Below are 22,188 nucleotides of genomic sequence, written 5' to 3' on the forward strand. Positions count from 1 at the left end.
GAGGGGTTGGGGTGAGGGACGTTTAGATTAGTAAATCGTCTGTGGAGTGTAAATTCTCGAATATTGAATTGATGGTGTCGTTTTGATGTTTCGATTTTTTTCGACTTATTTTTTCGACTTACTTATTTGACTTACTCAAACACCCTCATCCCCGACCCTTCTCCCGCTTGCGGGAGAAGGGAGATTAGCGTCTTGAACTAGAATTGATTAGAAATTGATGAGGAAATGATGAGTAAGCATTTCTCTATAGAACAAATAACAGGAAACACATGTCAAACACTTCCCACCTAAACTGGCCCTTCTTCAACGAAGAACATCGCCAATTACAAACGCAATTGGATAGCTGGGCGAGCCACAATATTCACCAAACGCACGGCAAAGACGTTGATCAAGAATGCCGTGACCTAGTGAAGCAATTGGGTGAAGCAGGTTGGCTGAAGCATGCAATTGGTGGCAGAGCTTACGGTGCGAATCAAGACGTGATCGACACCCGCGCAATCTGCCTCTTGCGTGAAACTTTAGCGCGTTATTCAGGCTTAGCCGACTTCGCTTTTGCCATGCAAGGCTTGGGTTCGGGCGCCATTAGTTTGTTTGGCAGCGAACAACAAAAAGCCACTTACTTAGAAAAAGTCGGGCAAGGTAAATTGATTTCGGCGTTTGCATTGTCGGAACCCAACGCTGGTTCCGATGTCGCCGCTATGCAATGTGCAGCAACTTTAGTTCACGATGTGCAAGGCGATTACTATGTACTCGAAGGTGAAAAAACCTGGATCTCGAATGGCGGCATCGCTGATTTTTACGTGATGTTTGCAAGAACGGGTGAGGCGGCAGGCGCACGTGGAATATCCGCTTTCATTGTTGACGCTGATATTGATGGATTCGAAATTGCTGAACGTATTGATGTGATCGCTCCCCATCCTTTGGCTCGTTTGAAATTCAATCAATGCCGTATCCCCGTCAGCCAGCGTATTGGTGAAGCGGGCCAAGGCTTCAAAGTGGCGATGGCGACGCTCGATGTATTCCGTACTTCGGTGGCGGCGGCAGCTTTGGGTTTTGCGCGCCGCGCTTTAGATGAAGCAATGGCACGTGCCACCAGTCGAAAAATGTTTGGGCAGACGCTCGCTGATTTTCAACTAACCCAAGCCAAGTTGGCGCAGATGGCCATTACGATTGATAGCGCGGCTTTACTTGTGTATCGCGCGGCCTGGCAACGTGATCAAGGAGAGCGTGTCACCAAAGAAGCAGCGATGGCTAAAATGGTCGCGACCGAAGGTGCGCAACAAGTGATCGATGCGGCGGTGCAGATGTTTGGCGGCATGGGTGTGATGAGTGAAGTACCGGTAGAAAGACTGTATCGCGAAATCCGAGCACTGCGTATTTACGAAGGGGCGACTGAGGTGCAGCAACTGATCATCGCCCGTGAAATGTTGAAAGACTATAAGGAAGCGAATTCATGAGCCTAGTATTTAGCGCGCCGATTAGTATCCGTTTCGCCCATTGCGATCCCGCCGGCATCGTGTTTTATCCGCGTTATTTTGAACTGATGAATGGCGTGGTAGAAGACTGGTGTGCACAAGGCTTGGGTATGAGCTTTCATGAAATGCATATCGTGCAAGGTATCGGTTTGCCGACCGTGCATATAGAAACTGACTTTGTGAAGACCAGTGTGTTGGGCGATGAATTGGTCGCTGAATTGCGTGTAATCAAGCTAGGTCGGGCGTCAGCTACAATCGAAATCCGGATGGTTGGGCAGGAGCAAGATTTACGATTAAAAGCCCAACTAGTCCTAGTGATGGCGCATGTGCAAGAACGCAGAGCAATCGCTTTGCCAGTGGCGCTGCGTGAGCAAATGCGGAAATATTTGACAGCGTAATCCCGCTGAGTCTGCGAATCAATTTTGAAAGGAAATACTATGGATTTTTTACAACCACCAGGCTGGGTCAGACCTCGCGGTTATTCAAATGGCGTCGCCGCGAAGGGACGCACGATTTGTGTTGGTGGCATGATAGGGTGGGATGGCCAAGAGCAATTTCATTGTGATGATATTGCAGGGCAAACGCGTCAGGCTTTGAAAAACATCGTCGAGGTCTTAGCAGAAGGTGGTGCCAAACCTGAACACATCGTGCGTATGACCTGGTATGTGATCGATAAAAAAGAATATGTCGCAGCGTATAAAGACATTGGTACTGCATATCGCGATGTTATCGGCAAACATTTTCCGGCGATGGCGGCAGTACAGGTTGCTGGCTTAATCGAAGATCGGGCGCGAGTAGAAATTGAAGTTACTGCTATCGTGCCAGATTAATTCGCGTTTCTATTGAGGTAGTGTTAGCTGTCTTGTATCGCTTGAAGTTGTACGCTTGTATGATTACACACAAGGAAAATGTCGTGCCTGAAGAGTAAAGTTGCTGTTTTTTGCAACAAAAGCGCTGCAGAATTGCTTCGAAACTTATTATTGTCATAATCCTTGATTATTCTTAGCTTAGAATGGGGCTGTTTGGAGATGCTGTTTCGGTTCTTATCGACAGCTTGCATCGAGTGAAAAATTCAAACGTGGAAGTTCTCAGTGGTGGATTTTTTTTGCATGTAATAATTGCATCGACTGCTTTATTGGTTGAATGACTAGTTTCTGCCGAAAGTTTTCATGGTGTGTTTACAGTAGTAGCGCATGAACTTTGATACACGCATATAAATTGACGATGATGCGATCCCTATTGCTACGGTTTTTCTCCACCATTACTGGTCAATTTACTGCCATTGCTTTCATCGCTTCTGGTCTTCTGGTCGCCAATGTGCTCTATACCGGCAATCGCACCTTAAATGCTGCATTGTTGGAAAACGTCAAAATTAGTGTGGGGCAAACGTCTCAATTACTCAACCTGACGGTATCTACTTACGCCAGCAATAATGACTTGCAGACTGTACAAACTTTTTTAGATGAGATTCTCAATAAAGAAGCGAAGAATGGTTTGACTTATGTGTTGGTTGCCAACTCTCAAAACAAGCCCCTGATTTCGACTTTATCACTCAATGCGGTGGTGCCTGCACCCGATATAGCCAGTAGCTATGAAAAAGCAGCACGTACTGGAATTATCCATGTTCGAAATCGCTTACTGCTACCCGGCAATGATGTGGGGTTTTTACAGTATGGCTTATCAACCGAAAATATTATCGCTGCCACCAACAGTGAACGTATGAATTCTTTAGCACGTACACTGGTTGTCGTGGCGCTCACTTTTTTTGCCATTGTATTTCTAGGACACCAAATTACCAAAAGACTGCAACAAATGATTTTGGCAAGCCGCGAAATCGTCGCTGGTAATCTTCAAATGCGTATTGCAGTTTCTGGTAGCAATGAATTGGCGTTGATGTCAACACACTTTAATCGCATGGTCGATGCGGTGCAGGCAAAAATTAATGAGATAACCGAACTCAATCAATCTTTGGAATCTCGCGTGCATAGCCGTACGCTAGAGCTGGAAAATTCAAAACAACAATTAGAAAATAATTTGATGCAGCTTAAAGAAGCGCAACGTCAATTGATCAGCAAAGAAAAACTTGCCAGCCTCGGTTCTTTAGTAGCTGGTATCGCCCATGAATTAAATACACCAATTGGTAACGCTTATACTGTCTCGACGACAGTGAGTGAAAAGGTCGAAGAATTTGAGCAAGCGCATACGGATTTGAGCATTAAAAAATCAACCTTGAATCGTTTTTCTGCGGATATGAGTGAAGCTGCCGATTTGTTGACAAAAAATCTCAGACGCGCGTCCGAATTAATTACCAGCTTCAAGACGGTTGCAGTTGACCAAGCGAGTGAAAACCGGCGCAAGTTCAATTTGTTACGCACCATGGAAGAGCTAGCAATAACATTGCAGCCGCAAATTAAGAAACGGAAAATTCTTTATCACTTAGATATCCCTGCAGATATTGTCATGGATAGTTATCCAGGTCCATTGATTCAGGTCATTTCGAATCTGTTCAATAACGCGGTGTTGCATGGATTCGATGGGCGCGAGAATGGAGAGTTGGTATTGACCGCACGAATTGACCCCAATGACAAACGGTTTGTGCAAATTCAATTCAGCGATAATGGCGCTGGCATTCAAGCGCAGAATCTCGATAAAATTTTTGATCCATTCTTCACCACGAAGTTTGGTCAAGGCGGCTCTGGGCTTGGTCTGAATATTTGTTATAACATTGTCAGTGGCCTATTGCGTGGTCAAATAAGTGTGCAGTCTGAGGTGGGTGTTGGTACTCGATTTGTTTTGTTGTTACCCTTGCTTGCCGCAGACATGTCGTTTTAGTTTTTTTCGATTTGTGAAACTAAGCCATTCGCGACATCACGTATAACATTAAGCAGATAGTCAATCGAGGCTTCACTTTTTCGATGATTAATGATGCAGGCGCGTAAGACGAATTCTCCATTGAGTTTGGTGCCTGTAATAAAAATGCGACCATCCGCTTCTAACGCGGGGATTAAGTCTTGATTGACTTGAATAATTTGTTCCGGACGCAATCCCGCACCGATATAACGGAAGCAGGCAATCGCCAAATCACTGCGCGATTTCAATTCAAAATCTGGCGATGCTTGTACTTGTTTTTCCAGATACCGAGTCAGATTCAGATCTTTTTGCATCATCGCTTGAATCTGTGTAAAGCCATAAGCCTTCAATGACATCCAAACTTTGAATGCCTTGGCGTTGCGCGACAATTGGAAATAATGTTCATTGAATTCTAAACGGTCGGTTTTGATTTCTAATGAAGTGTCCAGATAATCAGCCTGCTTAAAATACGATTCACGCAGCACTTCCCAATTGCGCACCAGCGTGCAACCAATTTCGAATGGTTGATACAACCACTTATGGAAATCGAGTGCAATGGAATCGGCTAGCTCCATTCCCGCATATTTGGTTTTTAACTCGGGTAAGGATGACACCAAACCGCCATAAGCACCATCGACATGAAGCCACATGCCATAGTGCTTGGCGATTTGTGAGAGCGCAGTTAAATTATCAATGGCACCCGTATTCACCGTGCCAGCATTGCCAACAATACAGAAGGGCGTAAAGCCGTCGGTGATATCTTGTTCGATTTGTAGTTTAAGTTTATCGAGATCGATTTTGAAGTCAGTGTCCGTCGCAATACGGCGCAATTGATTGGTGCCAATACCGAGTAAGGATACGCTCTTGTCGGTACTACTATGCGTTTCAGTACTGCAGTACACGGTGAATGGCTTCATGCCAAACAGTCCATTCTTATTGATGTTGTGTTTGCGCCAGAAAATATTGCGTGCCACTGTTAAGCCTGTCAGAGTCGCAGCCGAACCCCCGCTAACCATCACGCCGCCAGCGTCTGGTGTGTAGCCCACCATCTCGGCAGTCCATTTTACGACGCGCTTTTCAATCTCTGTCATTGCTGCACCGAGATGCCACTTGGTCGCGTTTTGATTAATGGTCGAGCAAAGAAAATCGGCGATGGTCGATATTTGGTTTCCGCCTGCCATTACATAGGCATACATATTCGGGCCAAGATTGCCAGTTGCGGTATCTAAGACCCGACGTTTGACCAGATCTAATAAGCTAAGTGCATCGCTGCCATTTAACGGTAGCGGTTCATCAAACCAAGAGGCAACTTCTGCTTGCGGCACATTATGAAAGCCATCCTGTTGATCGATTTTTGCATATTGGTCTAGCACCAGCTCGGTGGTTTTCTGCAAAATGGCACGTAAGTCTTGTTGGCTGTAGTCGAGGCTATTGTTCATAAGAGTCCTAATTTGTGACACGAAGTAAATGCGCGAAATCACGCCAACTTGTCTGACAGCTTCCTCATCGATTAAGGCATTATTTCAATTTGCCATCCTCTCAAAGGCCAGTCATCGTGACAGCGGCGGTCGGCTGTGAGCGACCTCGATCTAAACGAAACTTTGGATGGAGACGGGTTTTGGCGATAATAGTTGATCAACCGGTACCGGATAAGCCACCGCGTAGCCTTGGGCATAATGCACACCTAAGCCCTTGAGCAAGTCTAAAATGGCCTGATTCTCAACAAATTCGGCGACAGTTTTCTTTCCCATCAGCCCAGCAATTTCGTGAATTGATTTCACCATCGCCAAACTAATTGGGCTATTTGCGATATCGCGGACAAACTGACCATCGATCTTCAGGGTATCAACGTCGAGATTCCGCAAGTACGCAAAAGAGGATAGGCCGCTACCAAAATCGTCGAGAGAAAAGCGGCAACCCCGCGCGCTTAATTCTTGCATGAAGTCTTGAGCCAGTTCGATATTCGCGATTGCTGCAGTTTCGGTAATTTCGAAACAAATTTTTTCGCAATTGAGTCCAGAGTTGCTGATCTCCGCATTCACAAAATTGAGAAAATTTTTATCGCTTAAACTTTGCCCCGATAGATTGATTGAGCACAGTTCTATTTGATCTTGATTGAGGCGCATCCATGCTAAAGCATGCTGTACTACCCAACGATCCACCCGCGCCGCTAAATGATAGCGTTCGACTGCAGGCATAAATGCGCCAGGTGGGATGATGCCACCTTTTCCATCTTGCATGCGCAACAAAAATTCACAATGCAGACGACCTGAATATGCACCATTGATGCTTAGGATTTTTTGACCATATAAGACAAACAGATCTTCAGCTAGCGCGTTTTCGATACGACTGACCCATTCCATGACACCATAACGTTGAGCCAGCGCCGGATCGTCACTCGCATAGACATGAATTCTGCCTCGCCCAGCATCTTTGGCGACATAGCATGCACTGTCGGCCGACTGTAATAAGGTGCCTACACTTTCGCTTTGCTCATTCAATACGACCATGCCTATGCTGACGCCAACAGCGAAAGAACGGTCTTGCCATTGAAATCGAAAACTCGTCAACTGTTGTTGTAATCGTTCGGCTATCTGTAATGCCTGATTAACATCTTGATGATGCAAGATCATACCGAACTCATCACCGCCGATACGACAGAGGTGATCCTCTGCTCTCAAAACACTACTAAATTTAAGTGCGACCTGACGTAATAATTCATCTCCGGCAGCATGGCCGCAAGTATCATTGATGACCTTAAATTCATCTAAATCGAGATAGCATAAGACGTGTTGCTGTTTTTTTTGACGAGTTTGTGCAAATAAATTCGTCAAAATTTGCTCGAATGCTCGGCGATTTCCTAGGCCCGTCAATTCATCATGTGTGGCTTGGAACTTAATCACATTTTCCGCTGCTTTACGCTCTGAAATATCTTTGACAGTCGCGATAAAATTGATAATCTGCCCGTCTTTGTTGCGGATGGCGGACGGGTTAATCGTCACTGGAAACCGTTCTCCGTTTTTACGCTTGAAAATGAGTTCTAGTTCTTTAAAGTCACCTAGCGCTAATCCATCAAACGCGTTTTGTATCGCCGGTAATTCCTCCTCTGGCCAATACAAGAATGGAGGTTGGCAGCCTAAGAGTTCTTCCCGGCTAAACCCAGTCATCTTACAAAATGCTGGATTAACCTCAATTTGTATACCGTTCGGACTTAACACGGAAAATCCGTCCTGCATTGATTGAATCATGCTGTTCGCAAACTCAACCGAGGTCTGAAGCGCATCCTCAGCTTCCTGCCGGGCGCGCATAAATTTGACCCGATCCAAGGCAACGGCGACATGTCCTGCCATGGTCTGCAAAAATTCTAACTGCCAGGGCTTTGGTGGACGAACACCTTCTTCGTCGCCATAAGTTCCCATTCCTAGAGTGCCTAATTTTTGTTCTGCAAGCACTAAAGGGACGTTGATAATCGTACGATTGTGCAGCAGCGTAACCATTTCTTTATTCGTACGTGGGTCAGTGCGCGCATCTTCAACGACAACGATGTGATCAGTCTCTAATATTTCCTCAATCATGGCATCGCCTTTGATAGGAATATCAATTGAACGCAACAGACGAGACGTATCTGATTCAACGCCTCCGCTTAGATGCGTAATAATTGAGGTGACACCAATATCGATTTTGAATAATGCCAGCCACACATGTGGATAATTGAGAATTTCTATCGCAACGGGTGCGTAGGCGTCCAGAATATCTTCAACTTTCCAAGCACGTTCTAGCCGCTTGCAGAGTTGCAGCAATGCTTTATTGAGCTGATCAGAATCAAATTCTTTGGGAGTGCCTGACATGATGCAATCACTTGACTGATAGGGACGTTGTAGGAAAAAGGCACTCCATGAGTATTCCTCACCAAGCTTGGGGCGTCAAGAACTGCGTCGACTATTTTCGATAGTTTCCAGATAAATGTGTTTTTAATCAAAGCATCCGTAATTGATTTAATAAGTCTCTTGTCATCATTTGCAAAATTTAGGATCGCTTTTTTTGCTTGTTCCAATAAGCAAATTCTTCCGCATGTACATCAATATCAAGCTCTTGCACTCGGGTTTGCAGGTGGTTTTGTGCATCATTGACAGCTTGGTTGTAAATGCTGGGTCCAATCTCTTCTAGTAAGTAATCTAACAATGATTCAGCCTGCAAATTACCTAATTTTTCTTCCATATTGAGATCGAAATAACGTTGTAATGAGGTGATTGCTTGTTTGCGGATATCGGACTTAAGTTGAATTGCCATGGTCGTTGAGGTAGTTAAAAGAACACTTGTAAGTGTAACGTATGTAGCGGCATTTTTTGAGTGGTGCTTGACGGCATATCTTGAGCCAGTGTTCTAGGAAATTACGGTAAGTTAAATGTGTCTTATGTACAGCGTTCTGATCGGAGTCTCAAATTTTTACTGATTTTTTTCGTTTGTCATGCGATATTGCAGAACCTTTGGGCCCCCTTTTTTATCAGCCAATTTCGCATGAATACACAAGTACTTTCTACCGTTTTATCTATAGGCGATCAACGCCTACGACAAACTTGTGAAGAAGTTCATAATCTTGATGACCCACAATTTCTGCAAGACAATCAGCGCTTGCAAGGGACATTGAATGTCTTTCGTGCGCAGTATGGATTTGGTCGCGGAATAGCTGCGCCGCAGTTAGGTATTGCGCAACGATTCATTGCATTAAATTTAGGTGCGGGAACATTTAGCATGATCAACCCTGTCATCACCTGGCGCAGCGAGCAGACCTTTACTATGTGGGATGACTGTATGTGCTTTCCCGATTTGCTGGTGAAGGTGCGTCGGAATGTTTCGATCTCAGTACAATTTCTCGATGAGCAGGGCAATCTGCAAAGGTGGGAGCAGATAAAGCAATCCGTCGCCGAATTGCTACAACATGAAATCGATCATCTTGATGGTGTGCTGGCGACCGATTTGGCACTCGATAACGGCAGCATTATTCAGCGTAGCGATTTCAATGCAAATCCGGAAAAATTCAGTCAGCAAGTTGATTACGTGATTGTGCCGATACTCGGGTAACAAAGAATTATCGGCTTAGATCAATCCAAACGTGCATGATGGCAAACGTCAAGTGATCTACTTGGTCGTTATGATCGTAACCGGATTTTTGCCGCTCGCAACGGGAGTGCCGACAACGCTTAAAGCACCTGTGCCAGCGTTGATCGCGTATGCCAAAACAGTATTTTCTATACCGTTTGTTACATACACAAATTCTTTTGTAGCGCTTATACCGAGCGCTCCATTGACGGTGGTGATACTTGCGTTGCTGAGGGCGCCAGTGCTGCCGTTGATGGCATAAGTGATGACACTATTATCAGCTGCATTAGTGATATAGGCGAATTTTCCGTTTTGCTCAACGGTGATCGTGCTTGGCAGATTACCTGCTGCGACGGCACCGATGTTGTTTAAGGCGCCGGTGCTGGAGTCAATGCTGTAGGCGTAAATGGAATTGCCAGACCTATTTGTGACATAAGCATATTTCCCATTGGGAGCGATCGTGATCGCGCTGGGGAACGTGCCAGTTTGAGTGGTCGTACCTGTCGCGGTTAATGTGCCAGTACTAGAATTAATAGTGAAAATGGATACTGTATTGGCAGATCTGTTCACCACGTAGGCAAATTTCCCACTTGGCTCTACCTCTACCGAGCTGGCTCCCGCACCTGCTGCAATTGCTGCGCCTAAGCTTTTTAATGCACCAGTACTACGATCGATACTAAAGCCCGATACACTGCTATCAGATTGATTCGCAACATACATAAATTTGCCACTCGGATCAATTGTCGCCGCGGTCGGTGCCGCTCCAGTTGCGACACTATTACCTACGCTACTCAAGATGCCGGTAGTCGCGTTAATGGCAAAAGTTGAGACACTTTGATTTGCCGAGTTCACGACATACAGATACTTCGAGCTTGGATCGATCACCAGCGCACTTGGTGCAGCACCCGTGGTCACTGGAGCGGCGATGCTAGTTAAACCGCCAGTTACATTATTTATGCTGTAGGCTGAGATTGAATTTTCACCATTATTAGCGACGTAAGCAAAACGTGCCGAATTACTGCACGTTAAAGTAATATTGATCACGTTGGCGGTAGCAATTGTTCCACTGGCATTGCTCAAGGTGCAAATTTGAGCTGGCGTATTAGGTGCTGTCAACACGGTTACTGCATATTTGGAACCGTTCTCGTAATAGGGTGCAAATCGGGTAACCCCGTTAGAGTTGATTGCCAAATTATCACCGCCATTATTTTGCAAGATCAAACCGGAACCGTTCAGGCCACTCACTGTCACGTTGACCTCGTAACGGGTAGCAAAGCCACTCCAACCGCAGCCTGCAACAAGCGCAGAGAATCCGAACAAAAAAGCGGTGGCGAATCGGAATTTGATTGAGTGCATGGAGCGCCTTTAGAAGATATTGAAATTGGTTGGAAAACCTGCGGCGAATGAGCCCCAAGCAAAGCTCAGTGAATTCAACTTTGAATTTCTCCGAGGCTAAAAATGGTTGCGATTAAACCATAAATAAATATTAACGACAATGTGTGGACGTAAGCCTGTACGCTCGACCAGCACCTCTACATTTTGATGCGGGCCAACGTCGACTTGATTTGTCACGTTTTAAGCTGGCCAATGCCGCTGGCAATATTTTGTCGAAAGTACCTACTACTCTGACGAACTTTGCAAATGTGGGGCCAGCGTTTGCGCCATCCATTCCATTAATTTTCGTGTGCGTTTTGCTAAGTGACGCCTATCGGGATACAGCAAAGAGACAGGCATACTGTGAGCGCGACAGTCGGGCAGAATTTCTACCAATTTGCCTTGTTCCAGTAAGCTCTTTGCACCGATTTGTGGTGCCTGAATAATGCCGAACCCTGCTAGGCAGGCGGCTTGATAGGCATCGCTATTATTGACAGTAAGCTTGCCCTTCATTTCCAAAAATTGTGATTTGCCATTGACCTGATATTCAAAACCCTGCGATTTAGCTCCAAAATTACTAGCATAGTGCACCAGAAAATGCTGTCGTAAGTCATCAAGATTCATCGGCACGCCCCATAGCTTGAGATAGCTTGGACTGGCCAAATTTATCTGGCGCAAAAAGCCCAAAGGGCGTGCAATGAGATTGCTATCTTGGAGAGCGCCAATTCGCATGACGCAATCGAAACCTTCACGTATGACATCAACGCGTCTGTCAGTGCAACTTAGTTCTAATTCTATCTCTGGATGTTGTTGCAAAAATTCCGGCAGGGCGGCGATCACAATATTCTTGGCGACACCAACAGGAAGGTCCACACGTAAGCGTCCATGCAAGTTATTTTTCTCATCCAGAAAGAGACCATGCAACTCTGCCATATCACTGAGTAAATCTTTGCTACGTTCATAAAATAATATTCCGTCTTGTGTCATTTGTACGCTACGCGTCGTGCGTTGCAAAAGCCGGGTGCCAAGAAAATTTTCTAGCTGCTTCACGGATTCAGAGACATTTGCTTTCGGCAATCCCAAACTATCGGCCGCCTGGGTGAAGCTGCTAAGTTCTGCGACACGCAAATAGATATGCATAGCCTCAAGTTGATTCATATAGATTCCTATTTGCGAAAAGGGAATGGTACCGTGACAGGTATTTAATTATTCGATATTTCTGAACAGTTTAAACATAAATGTCACCTTTATGGTGATTTGCTGGATAGGTAGACTAGCTCTATCGCTGCAAGAGAACCTCAAAAGACAAAAGAAACGTAAGAGTTTTGAACGCGGCGGCCGATCAATCAAAGTGAGGAATCAACATGAAGACTAACAATGTCAATGCAGGTAAACAAAAAATCGCTTTAATCACAGGCGGTAGTCGTGGTCTGGGTAAAAACACCGCCCAACATTTGGCGCGGAAAGATGTCGATATTGTCTTGACCTACCACAGCAAACAAGACGAAGCTGCTGCTGTGGTAGCAGACTTGCGACAATTGGGTAGAACGGCCGTCGCTATACAGTTGGATGTTGGTAATGCAGCGAGTTTTTTAGGTTTTAGCCAGTCCTTAAGCCAAGTCTTGCAAGACAATTGGGGGCAACAACAGTTTGACTACTTATTGAATAATGCTGGCATAGGGAGTCACGCCCACTTTGCTGATACCAGCGAGGCCCAATTCGATCAACTGATGAACGTACATTTCAAAGGGGTCTTCTTTCTGACGCAAAGGCTGTTACCGTTGCTGAAAGATGGCGGTCGGATTTTGAATGTTTCTTCAGGGTTGACGCGCTTCGCTTTACCCGGTTACAGCGCTTACGCAGCGATGAAAGGTGCCGTCGAAGTGCTGAGTCGATATCAGGCGAAAGAGCTTGGCTCGCGTGGTATCAGTGTAAATGTCTTGGCACCAGGGGCAATCGAAACTGATTTCGGGCATGGCGCGGTGCGCGATAATGCTGTGCTGAATCAATTTGTTGCTGAACAAACCGCTCTCGGACGCGCTGGCTTACCTGACGATATCGGTGGAGTCGCTGCAGCACTGTTGGCGGGCGATACGGGCTGGATTAACGGTCAGAGGATCGAAGCGTCAGGCGGGATGTTTTTGTAAGAAACCCGCGCTCGAGTAGAACTCTTTTTTCGCGCTATCACGACAATGTCTGCATTTATTGTTATGCATTGATTGGTTACATCTTCCAATATCAGTGAGATGAAGCAATATTTAGTGACCCAGCTCAAACCCAGTTTCGACCGACTTGCCTCGACTCGTTTATACTCTTGGCTTTGGGGCCTTATACAATTAATAGATAATTAGTACGTAATTACAATTAAATTATTATTTTTATAATTCGTGTTTTTTGCACTGTTATGTTTGCGCCCGCAAGTTTGTAGTCTTTGCCATTGTCAAAGACAGACCGTGAGAAAATTATGTCGAGTATGGAATTGCCTGTAAATTCATCGGAACAGGCATTGGAATTTGTTGATTCGTGTGCATTGCCTACGACCTGGGCCAACTTTACTATGCACGCTTTTATCGAACCCAGCACGGGTAAGGAGCACATCGCTTTGAGCTTGGGTGATGTTGCAAGTGGTGAGCCGGTGCTAGCGCGTATTCATTCGGAATGTCTGACTGGGGATGCTTTGTTTAGCAAGCGTTGTGATTGCGGTCCGCAATTAGAACTAGCTATGCAAAAAATCGCTGCGGAAGGGCGAGGCGTCATCTTGTACTTGCGTCAGGAAGGTCGTGGTATTGGGCTGTTAGCCAAGGTGCAGGCCTATCATTTGCAAGATGAAGGCGCGGACACAGTAGAGGCGAATCAACGCTTAGGATTTGCCGCGGACTTGCGTAGCTATAGTTTATGTGACCCTATGCTTAAGCATTTGGGAATAAGTAGTGTGAAGTTGATGACGAATAATCCACGCAAAATCGCGGCTTTGCAAAACATGCAGGTTCATGTTGATGAGCAGATACCACTGATCATTGCGCGTAATCCGTATAATGAACGTTATCTGGCGACCAAGGCGACTAAGTTAGGTCACATGCTTTCGCCAGATCTATAAGTTTTTTGCTGCTATTGGGCCGCGGGTTTGCGGTAAGTTAGCGATGTAAGAAGCTGGGATCCCAAATGGGGTCTGGCTCTTTCGAGATGATGAACCTGGCATTTTCATTCTGGATTGCCATTACTTCAGTCGCCACATGCTTAGGCAAGCCGCGACGCTTGATCGGGCGGTTTTGTACAAATAACGATTCCAAATAGTTTTTCAAATAGCCTGGATCGCCTGCGAACAAACAGATTTTTTTCCAAATGTGCGGATATTCTTTCTTAAGAAAACTTTCTGGCGTAATCCGACCGAGCGCTGCGAGCGACAAGGCATTCGGATTGCCATGTTCAACATAGGTGAAGGCTTTTTCATGCAAAGTGGCGGGATCGTTTAAGTCTTCTTCTGAAAAGAATTTCCCTATCGTTTGCATACTGGTTTCTGCTTTCGGTGCATCTAATTCTGAGTAGGGCGCCAAGGTCCGCAGAATTTGTTCAGCATTTGGTAATGCTGACCGACTCCAACGTATGCATTTGATGCCAGCACTTTTCAACAATTTGCGGGTTGGGTATTCTTCATCTTTCGGCGCTTCTTCGGCGCGTTCTAGCTCTACCACGCACAATAGAGTTAAGTCCTGACTGAATATGCCAAAATCGAGGTGACGTTCGCGTAATTTTTGGCGCATGACTTGACGCTTCTTATCATTGCTGACATGAGCTTCTAAGATGGAAGCTAATTGCACGTGCGGGAAAATCAGACAATTCGGCAGCGCTTTTTGTATGCGTTTGAAGAACAGCTCTTCTTCGGCGTCAAAGAATTTGCGCGGTTCACATTCGGGGATAGATTTATCGCCTTTGTCGAGAAATTGTGAAAACATCTGACCACCTGTACATTATGCGAATTTCAATGATTTAAATATACGTTTAATTCACAATAAAGCAAGTCAATTGTTGCGGATCTGCGTTCAATGGTATTGATGATCTGACGAACGGTGATGGGGAGTCTATTGAATACTTCTGAAAAATCTGTCCGCCGCATTTTTGGCGAGCAGATTATCCGTGGTGGATGCCATCCACGGATAGTCATAACTTAGTAGTTGCCCATGTAGTCACGTTTGCCTAATTCCACACCGTGATGGCGCAAAATGGCGTAAGTAGTCGTTACATGGAAGAAGAATTGTGGCAAGCCATAACTGAGTAAATAGCTTGTACCAGTCATTTTTCTCTCTTTCGGGGTACCTGGGCGCAAAACGATTTCACGATTTTCACTACCTTCAAATTGTGCGGCATTCAAGCTAGCGATGAAATCTAAGGTTTTGCTCAAGCGTGTTTGTAATTCTTCAAAACTGTTTTCTGTATCTTGATAATCCGGTACGTCAACCCCGGCTAAGCGAGCTGAAATACCTTTCGCGAAATCTGCCGCGATTTGAACTTGGCGAATCAGGTTGAACATGTCTGGTGATAAACGCGCTTGCAGAAAAACTTGATCTTCAATTTTCTTTTCTGCTGCATGGGCCTGTGCTTTTTGCAAGATGACTTGCAGGCTACCGAGCATTTGTTGAAATACAGGCGCGGAAGTGGAATACATTGTTGTGGACATAATTACCTTTAGAAATTGAGCCAAATATGAAAAACGCACCAAGCATACAGTAAGTAAGCAAGATGCGTTTTTTGAAAATCAAATCATCCTATGGATGGAAGATTCGCTGAATTTACATTAAGCAAATGCTGGCAGTTGATAGCCTTCGATGTTCGCAGCACTGACCAAGTTGGCGAGGTAGGCGTGGGTTGCTTTGCGGCCTTCCATGTCGGTCAGATAAGCCTGCAAGCGTTCTTTGACTTCGTCAAAGCTGACCAGATCGCCGCCATTACGTGCGGTGACTTGAATGATGTGATAACCAAATTGCGTTTCAATTAATTCAGGTGTGATCTTGCCAGGTTCTGTACTGAACACGGCTTGTTCGAATTCAGGCACCATTTGACCACGGCCAAACTCACCTAATGCGCCGCCTTCTTTGCCGGATGGGCAAGCAGAGTGTTCGCGGGCCAGTGCCGCGAACGCAGCAGGATTTTGTTGCAGATCTGCCAGAATGCCTTCTGCTTTTGCTTTCACTAAACTCGCTGCCAAGCCTTCGCCTGGCGTGAACAAAATGTGGCTTGCTGCTGCCATTTCACCTTGTTTGAAGCTGGCGCTATTGTCGTTGTAAAAAGCTTGGCAGGTCGCCTCGTCGACTTCGGCGAACTCAACTTCTTGTTGCAATAAAGTGCCGATGATTTCTTCTTCGTTACCGACATTGATGTCGAGTTTGGCCGCTTCTGCCAACATCAAATTGCGCAAAATCAGTTCTTGAATCGCGCTATCGCGTAATTGTTCGCCTTCTGGATGGCCAGCAGCGCGGGCACGGTCCATTTCAGCATTGATGGTTGCTTCGTTGATTTCGGTGCCGTTGACGCGAATAGTCATGATGTTCCTAACAGATGAATTAAAAATTAAAAATAAGTTGCGATTAAATTTGACTCACCGTTTCATTTTGACGCTAATTAAGCCCGCGTGGTGAATACAGTGAGGTGCTGAAATTTTAAATCTCAGCGTAATTATGGGCAAAATGGGCAATTTCAAGCCCATTTTGCGACATTTAGACAATTTTTAGAAAAATTGAGCGCGCCTTTAGGCGCGATTTCTGTACTTTATTTATCTATTGGGCCTGAACTGCAATCAGCTGTGCAGTCAATTCGGCGATTTGTTGCTTCAAAGTCTGATTTTCAGACCGTAAACGTTCGATTTCAGATGTTTCTTCAGGTGTTGAAGCCGATGTACTCTGTGAGCTGGAAACCGCTGCTGACTCCGTTGCCCCACCATTAGCATCAGCGCTAGCGGCTGTCGCTTCGCCACTGACGCGTGGTGTGCGGACTTGTCTCAATTGACGCGCAGCTTGTTGCAACTCCTTTTTGCCACCAGCGACTGCGGCTACTTGCTGCTCACTCGGGAGCGATGAAATCGTGGCGGCAGTGTTGATGGAAATCGTGCCAGCACGCACCGCTTCAACTAATTCAGGCGTTGCGGCTTTACGGATTTTTTCAATTTGAGCGACAGCGGGTTTGCTTAATCCTGCCACTTTGGCAATGTCGTCACGAGTTTCGACCGAGACTGGATCAGGTTCTTTTGCTGCCAATTCAGCTTCTGCGGCTTTTTCTTTGCTGCTTTTGTCTTTACGACGGGTAGTAATAATTTCCTTTTTGCGCAACGCCAACACACCGCGCTGAAAGCTAGAAACACTGCGACGTGCTAAATGATTGTCGATCATCCATAGCATCACATCTTCAACACTTTGAAAAGTGTCATTCTGTTTAGTTTGAAAAGGGATGTGATGTTTTTGACAGATCGCATAACGGTTATGGCCGTCGATCAAGGTTTCTCCCCATAAGACCAGTGCATCGCGGCAGCCTTCTTTTAACAGGCTGCGTTCGAGTGCCAGGTATTCATGGGTTGTGAGTGGATCGATGTAGTCGCGTAGTTCTTGATTGATGATGATTTGCATGGTGCCTCACTCAGATTGCGACGTCAGGCAAATTTATTGCGACGTCACAATGCTTGAGTTTCTAAAGGTGGTCTAAATACGAAAGACCAGCACTTTACAGCATTCCCTTGATACGGTCATAGCCAGAACGGCTAATCGGAAGAATAACACCATTCAGCATAACTGCTTGATAACTGTCTTTGCTTGCACGTTCTAAGCATTTTAGTGCTTGTAGCCGGATGATAGTCGAGCGGTGGATGCGCACAAAAAGTGTTGGATTGAGTTGTTTCTCTAAATCCGAGAGGCTTTGTGTTTTGAGTAGTGATTTTCCATTGAAATGAATTTGCACATAGTCATCTTGTGCTTCGATATAGTCGATTTGGGCAATCGGGATGACATGAGTCTGGCCCCGATCTCTGACAGTCAGACGTTCTGGCATGGCATTAGTGTGTGCAACTAAATCGATTACTTCCGTCGACGTTTGTCCAAGTAACTTGCGAGCCTTATTCAAAGCATCGTCAAAGCGTTGTTGCGAGTAAGGTTTGAGTAAATAGTCGACGGCATGCTGATCAAATGCCTTCAATGCGTATTGATCGTAAGCAGTGGTGAAAATGACACCCTCTCTGCGTCCCGTTGCTTCCAAGACTTCGAAACCATTTAGTTTGGGCATTTGTATATCAAGAAAAATCAAGTCTGGCTGCTGTGCTGTAATTGCTTCAATGGCTTCCAGACCATTTTCGCATTCGCCGACGATGTCGATGTCCGCATGTGAACGTAAATATTCTTTACTGAGACGACGGGCTAATTCTTCATCGTCGATAATTAGGGCGCGTAGTCTGATGCTCATGGTTTGTGTGTATATTGGTGATCGGTGGTTTGTATGTTGTTGCGGGCTTTTTACGCCCGTTCTAAAGGTAAGGTGAGTTCTACACGAAACAGGTTCTCTGTTGCTTGCCATTCGACTCGGGATTTGTCGCCATACAAACTGCGAATCCTTGCTTGCATGTTTTTGAGCCCGGTTCCAGTTCCCGGGGCTGGGTGTGCGTGTGCGTCAATGGGATTGTCAATCGCAATAAATAACCAGGGAGCACGTACTTTACTACTGACTCGAATCGTACCGCCTTCAACCAGATCTCGAATCCCATGTTTAATCGCGTTTTCTAATAGCGGCTGTAATAGCATGGGCGGTATCAGGCAGTTTTCAGTATCGTCGTCGAGGTCCATCTGCACTTGTAATTTTTTCCCAAAACGGATTTTTTCAATGGCGAGAAAATGATTGCAAAGTGCGATTTCTTCAATCAGTGGAATTTTTTGTTTTTCTGACAGTGCGAGCGTTTGTCGAAAAAATTGTGCCAACTCGATTGTCATCGTGCGCGCACCTGCTGCATCTATCGTAGTTAAAGCGCTGATCGAGTTGAGACTATTAAACAAAAAGTGCGGGTTGATCTGCGTACGCAGTACTTGCAATTCTGCTTCGCGGGCGAAAACCTCCGAAGCCGCTTCGCGTCTTTCCGCATGGCGTACATTGTCGAGCGCTAGCAAGACGTCATAGATTAAGATGGAGAGCAGATACAGTAAAGTACCGCCGATAAACAATAAACTGGTGAGATGTTGATTTAATACAATGCCAGCCCAGTTTTCATCAAAGAATACACTCAATTTATTCCATAGAAAGCAGAGCAAAACCCAAAGGGCACCATACAGCAAAGCAGATCCGCCAAAAACGCCAGCAACCATCATGAAGCGTCGGTTTTTGAGCGGTAAGGCGCGGCCAACATAGTAGGCGGATGCGGCTATGCTTCCAAATACCAAGCTCATAGGAATGGCGAAGAATAGTGCATTGCTCCAAGGACTACTATTCGTCAATACAAGTAGCGTAGCGAGTAAGCATCCTACTAATAACCAAATGGCGTAACTCAATGTGATATGACGCAAATTGGATAAGATAGGATTCATACTCGCTGGTCTCCGTTTTCTATTCGCGTAGGCGCTTAGTTTTTAATTTCAACGCCACCCATGACAGCAGTGCCAGTGAGGATAAGACGTTTACTTGCGTTCATCGTTGGCACACTAGAATCATCAATCCCGCCCAAGAATGCAAAGCCATTATTGACAACAGTCCAATCCGCTGGAATTTTTAATGCGATACCCCCCCAAAACGCTGTGACGTTCAATACAGCTTCAGTTTGAATCACCGCATTGCGCAGGTCAAGTTCAACACCGCCCATGATGGCAGTGATCGCACCACCACGAAAATCCGACGAAGCAATATTACCTTGATGGCCGCTCATGATTGCCACGATATCGAGTAAAGAATCGTTGGATGTTGCACTGTTTTGGGGAACCGCATTGCGATTCAAACCGTGAATCATCGTCGTTGTCTTATCTTTGAAGATGACCAATAAGCCAGCACCGATTAGAAGTACCGGCCACCAGTCACGCATGCGAATGCTGACGATGCCGAGACGGTTGAGTGTCATTACCGTACCTGCTGCGATTAATCCACCGCCCACGATGTATCCAGAACGGGTGTTTGCCTGAGATAACTTAATAGCACCGGCAATAACAAACACTGTGGGCCAGAACTGTAGCAGATCGCTGGTGTTAAATATGCGAAGATTATCGAGTAGCGCTAACGCACCGATGACGACAATGAATGCACCAAGTAGAAGGCGCTGTTGCGGGTTACCGTTTTTCATGATTTTTCCTTTGTTTGCAGGATGGCGAAATTAGGGGGTAATGAGGATCGAATAAAAATTGCGTAGTGTGCGAATCAGGTTTTAGGTTTCTCTGCAAAATACTTGATCACGATATTGATGCCAATCGCGATAATAAAGAGCGGCCAGCTATTCGACCAAGTCAGACCATATAGGTGCTGAGTCACTGCATACAGCCAGGCAGCTATGCCGATCTGCATAAAACCATCGAGTACTTCTGGTAGTTGGCTTGCGCGTACCACACAGATCACGCCGGACAATGCAATAAGCGCGGGCCAGTATTGATAGTATTCTCGGGCATTGATCATATTGAGCCGATCCAGCAAAAAGAAGCTGCCGAGGACGATTAAGACGATACCGAAACTGATGTTATCTTTGCTGTTATAGCCATTGAAGCGATTTCGATTTGACATGATGTTTCCTTTCGATGTTTGCGCTAAACCCAGCTAAAAACTGAATTTTGCCTGGGCGATTTATTCGTTTGGCACACGATGTCGTGCGCCACATCGATAAGATAAAACAACATGATTAGGAAGTCATGCCGTATTCGGCGAACAGCGGACTCGAGTCGGTGAATGACGAAATGCGGGCTTCTTTGCCGCAACTTCACAGAATTTTTCTAGGAAGAATCTGCCGGAATGTTAAGTTAATTCGAGCATTGCAAACCTGTGTTTCTTTGGCGATCGCGTGCAACCAATGTTTTTGTGTATTGCCAGACATGATTAAGAGGCTACCGTGTGCTAAAGAAATTTTATAATTCAATTCTTTACGTTTTTTGTGTTTCAGCGCAAAGACCCGACTGCCACCCAAACTGAGTGATGCAATCACTGGTTGTGCTCCCAACTCGGTTTCATCATCACTGTGCCAGCCCATACTATCATGTTGGTCGCGGTAATAATTGAGAAGAACACTGTTGAAATAAGAGGGTGTTTGCAGTCTAAAAGTATCTGCGACGACGTGGTCGATATTCTGTTTGATGTCTAGTAAAAGAGGTGTCCAGACTTGTGGAAATAAATGTAAACCGGAGTACGTATATGTCGCTTCGGCATCGCCGAACCAGGCACTCAGGCGTGGTTGAAGACGCTGTATCCCAGCAATACGAATTTGTTCTTGTCGCCACGGTATTTCTCGTTGCAACGCTGTGAGTAGTTCATCTGCTTTCGTTTGTGTGTAAAAGTTCGGGAAATAATCTAAGCGTGCGTTATCGAGCTCAATCAGTTCGCCTTCTTGTGGTGGATCGAAGAGAGATGCTTGCATATCGGTGGATTGAAAATGAACGGAATTTTGTAAATGGGGGAAATTTATTTGAATTTTTGTGAGAATACTTTTCAAATGGGTTTTCTAAACTATTTCCCCAATAAGCGATGCCGCTCATACTCAATATGAATAATCGTTCGTTGTACTGCGATATCCATAGCGCGTGGCAAATCAACAAAACTAAAGCCGATTTGATAGCGCAGGCCTTTGTGTTTTTCGATTTGCGTAATGTGCCTGACGATGACAGCGCAATGCAAATTGGTTTTTGGTGATAGTGTGATCCAGACGCGGTGTATGGTGTCACCCACTTTAAATTTAGGCTCGCCATCAATGACAACGCCAAAGCCCCCGACGCTTAGATCATGCATAGGCCAGTTGGCGATCAAATCGCCGTCTTGATCGCTGAGTTTGGCCCGAAATGGGTTCGCAATTGGTAATAAATTGCGATAATTTTCTCGTCTTTGCAGACGAATAATTCTGGTAGGTATTGGTACCCAAAATGCATCTTGATCGCCCCAGCTGAATCGTTGTGGGTTAAAACCGCTAAACTGCACCCGGATCCCATCGGGAAACGCCATAAATACGCATTGCTCTGCTTTTTCTAATAAGGCATTTGATTTGGGATCGCCGCCTAGGTCAAATACCAGACCATCAGGGCGAGCAGATAGAATTAGGCTCAAAATGAAATGTTGACCCCCATTAAAATAAACAGAAACCGCCTCGCGCTTGTGCGCGAGATCATTGAGCGTACTGAGAATTTCTACCTGGCCGAGCAGAAAATAACGATCCTCGATTTGTTCATTGCTTAGCGAGGCCGACATG

22 protein-coding genes are annotated in these 22,188 nt (G+C 45.5%); 7 read left to right on the forward strand and 15 right to left on the reverse strand.

Features of this window, described 5'->3' with window-relative positions:
* Positions 1-269: 269 nt before the first annotated feature.
* The 4 genes from ACO0KW_RS16590 to ACO0KW_RS16605 all read left to right on the forward strand — a co-directional run bounded on the left by ACO0KW_RS16590 (position 270) and on the right by ACO0KW_RS16605 (position 4,307).
* On the forward strand, positions 270-1,457 hold the full coding sequence (locus tag ACO0KW_RS16590) for an acyl-CoA dehydrogenase family protein (RefSeq protein WP_423054433.1): 1,188 nt from the start codon (positions 270-272) through the stop codon (positions 1,455-1,457).
* Entirely contained in the window at positions 1,454-1,873 is a 420-nt protein-coding gene (locus tag ACO0KW_RS16595; RefSeq protein WP_423054434.1) for an acyl-CoA thioesterase, read from the forward strand. Before ACO0KW_RS16590 ends, ACO0KW_RS16595 begins: the two co-directional genes overlap by 4 nt.
* A gap of 39 nt (positions 1,874-1,912) precedes the next feature.
* Positions 1,913-2,305, forward strand: a complete 393-nt coding sequence (locus ACO0KW_RS16600) for a RidA family protein (protein ID WP_423054435.1) — start codon at positions 1,913-1,915, stop codon at positions 2,303-2,305.
* Positions 2,306-2,699: 394 nt separating this feature from the next.
* Positions 2,700-4,307 (forward strand): sensor histidine kinase, encoded by a 1,608-nt coding sequence (locus ACO0KW_RS16605; RefSeq protein ID WP_423054436.1) that lies wholly within the window; start codon positions 2,700-2,702, stop codon positions 4,305-4,307.
* Here ACO0KW_RS16605 and ACO0KW_RS16610 read toward each other — a convergent pair.
* From ACO0KW_RS16610 to ACO0KW_RS16620, 3 genes are all read right to left on the reverse strand, one after another.
* On the reverse strand, positions 4,304-5,764 hold the full coding sequence (locus ACO0KW_RS16610; RefSeq protein ID WP_423054437.1) for a pyridoxal phosphate-dependent decarboxylase family protein: 1,461 nt from the start codon (positions 5,762-5,764) through the stop codon (positions 4,304-4,306). The genes ACO0KW_RS16605 and ACO0KW_RS16610 overlap by 4 nt on opposite strands.
* Before the next feature lie 150 nt (positions 5,765-5,914).
* Positions 5,915-8,173, reverse strand: a complete 2,259-nt coding sequence (locus ACO0KW_RS16615) for a sensor domain-containing phosphodiesterase (RefSeq protein ID WP_423054438.1) — start codon at positions 8,171-8,173, stop codon at positions 5,915-5,917.
* A 178-nt stretch (positions 8,174-8,351) separates the two neighbouring features.
* Positions 8,352-8,615, reverse strand: coding sequence for a DUF2164 domain-containing protein (locus ACO0KW_RS16620; protein ID WP_423054440.1), 264 nt, complete (start codon positions 8,613-8,615; stop codon positions 8,352-8,354).
* Between the two features lie 228 nt (positions 8,616-8,843).
* On the opposite strand from ACO0KW_RS16620, the gene ACO0KW_RS16625 reads away from it, so the two are divergent.
* A complete protein-coding gene (locus tag ACO0KW_RS16625) occupies positions 8,844-9,407 on the forward strand; it encodes a peptide deformylase (protein WP_423054442.1) in 564 nt (187 codons plus the stop codon).
* A gap of 57 nt (positions 9,408-9,464) precedes the next feature.
* Here ACO0KW_RS16625 and ACO0KW_RS16630 read toward each other — a convergent pair whose 3' ends face one another.
* Both ACO0KW_RS16630 and ACO0KW_RS16635 read right to left on the reverse strand, forming a co-directional pair.
* Positions 9,465-10,781: a beta-propeller fold lactonase family protein gene (locus ACO0KW_RS16630; protein WP_423054443.1), complete on the reverse strand. Its 1,317-nt coding sequence runs from the start codon at positions 10,779-10,781 to the stop codon at positions 9,465-9,467.
* A gap of 264 nt (positions 10,782-11,045) precedes the next feature.
* Positions 11,046-11,957 (reverse strand): LysR family transcriptional regulator, encoded by a 912-nt coding sequence (locus tag ACO0KW_RS16635; protein ID WP_423054444.1) that lies wholly within the window; start codon positions 11,955-11,957, stop codon positions 11,046-11,048.
* Between the two features lie 206 nt (positions 11,958-12,163).
* Here ACO0KW_RS16635 and ACO0KW_RS16640 point away from each other — a divergent pair, with 206 nt between their 5' ends.
* Both ACO0KW_RS16640 and ribA read left to right on the forward strand, forming a co-directional pair.
* On the forward strand, positions 12,164-12,946 hold the full coding sequence (locus tag ACO0KW_RS16640) for an SDR family NAD(P)-dependent oxidoreductase (protein WP_423054445.1): 783 nt from the start codon (positions 12,164-12,166) through the stop codon (positions 12,944-12,946).
* 317 nt (positions 12,947-13,263) lie between these two features.
* Entirely contained in the window at positions 13,264-13,896 is a 633-nt protein-coding gene (ribA, locus tag ACO0KW_RS16645; protein ID WP_423054446.1) for a GTP cyclohydrolase II, read from the forward strand.
* 37 nt (positions 13,897-13,933) lie between these two features.
* On the opposite strand, the gene ACO0KW_RS16650 is transcribed toward ribA, so the two are convergent.
* From ACO0KW_RS16650 to ACO0KW_RS16695, 10 genes are all read right to left on the reverse strand, one after another.
* A complete protein-coding gene (locus tag ACO0KW_RS16650; protein ID WP_423054447.1) occupies positions 13,934-14,752 on the reverse strand; it encodes a DUF2726 domain-containing protein in 819 nt (272 codons plus the stop codon).
* A gap of 212 nt (positions 14,753-14,964) precedes the next feature.
* Positions 14,965-15,474: a DUF1993 domain-containing protein gene (locus tag ACO0KW_RS16655; RefSeq protein WP_423054449.1), complete on the reverse strand. Its 510-nt coding sequence runs from the start codon at positions 15,472-15,474 to the stop codon at positions 14,965-14,967.
* A gap of 117 nt (positions 15,475-15,591) precedes the next feature.
* Positions 15,592-16,338 (reverse strand): peptidylprolyl isomerase, encoded by a 747-nt coding sequence (locus ACO0KW_RS16660; RefSeq protein ID WP_423054451.1) that lies wholly within the window; start codon positions 16,336-16,338, stop codon positions 15,592-15,594.
* Between the two features lie 232 nt (positions 16,339-16,570).
* Positions 16,571-17,413: a hypothetical protein gene (locus ACO0KW_RS16665; protein ID WP_423054452.1), complete on the reverse strand. Its 843-nt coding sequence runs from the start codon at positions 17,411-17,413 to the stop codon at positions 16,571-16,573.
* A gap of 94 nt (positions 17,414-17,507) precedes the next feature.
* The gene (locus tag ACO0KW_RS16670) at positions 17,508-18,239 is read right to left on the reverse strand and encodes a LytR/AlgR family response regulator transcription factor (protein ID WP_423054453.1); all 732 of its coding nucleotides are present in this window, start codon (positions 18,237-18,239) and stop codon (positions 17,508-17,510) included.
* Positions 18,240-18,289: 50 nt separating this feature from the next.
* Positions 18,290-19,348 (reverse strand): sensor histidine kinase, encoded by a 1,059-nt coding sequence (locus tag ACO0KW_RS16675; RefSeq protein ID WP_423054454.1) that lies wholly within the window; start codon positions 19,346-19,348, stop codon positions 18,290-18,292.
* Positions 19,349-19,383: 35 nt separating this feature from the next.
* Positions 19,384-20,091, reverse strand: a complete 708-nt coding sequence (locus ACO0KW_RS16680; RefSeq protein ID WP_423054455.1) for a LiaI-LiaF-like domain-containing protein — start codon at positions 20,089-20,091, stop codon at positions 19,384-19,386.
* Between the two features lie 74 nt (positions 20,092-20,165).
* Positions 20,166-20,522: a LiaI-LiaF-like domain-containing protein gene (locus tag ACO0KW_RS16685; RefSeq protein WP_423054456.1), complete on the reverse strand. Its 357-nt coding sequence runs from the start codon at positions 20,520-20,522 to the stop codon at positions 20,166-20,168.
* Positions 20,523-20,715: 193 nt separating this feature from the next.
* On the reverse strand, positions 20,716-21,366 hold the full coding sequence (locus ACO0KW_RS16690; protein ID WP_423054458.1) for an alpha-ketoglutarate-dependent dioxygenase AlkB family protein: 651 nt from the start codon (positions 21,364-21,366) through the stop codon (positions 20,716-20,718).
* Between the two features lie 89 nt (positions 21,367-21,455).
* Positions 21,456-22,187 carry a flagellar brake protein gene (locus tag ACO0KW_RS16695; protein ID WP_423054459.1) on the reverse strand — a complete coding sequence of 244 codons (732 nt, stop codon included), beginning with the start codon at positions 22,185-22,187 and terminating at the stop codon, positions 21,456-21,458.
* Position 22,188 lies beyond the last annotated feature (1 nt).

Origin of the sequence: Undibacterium sp. Ji22W (assembly GCF_049340305.1) — a bacterium.
In the GTDB taxonomy this organism is placed as follows: Bacteria; Pseudomonadota; Gammaproteobacteria; order Burkholderiales; family Burkholderiaceae_D; genus Undibacterium.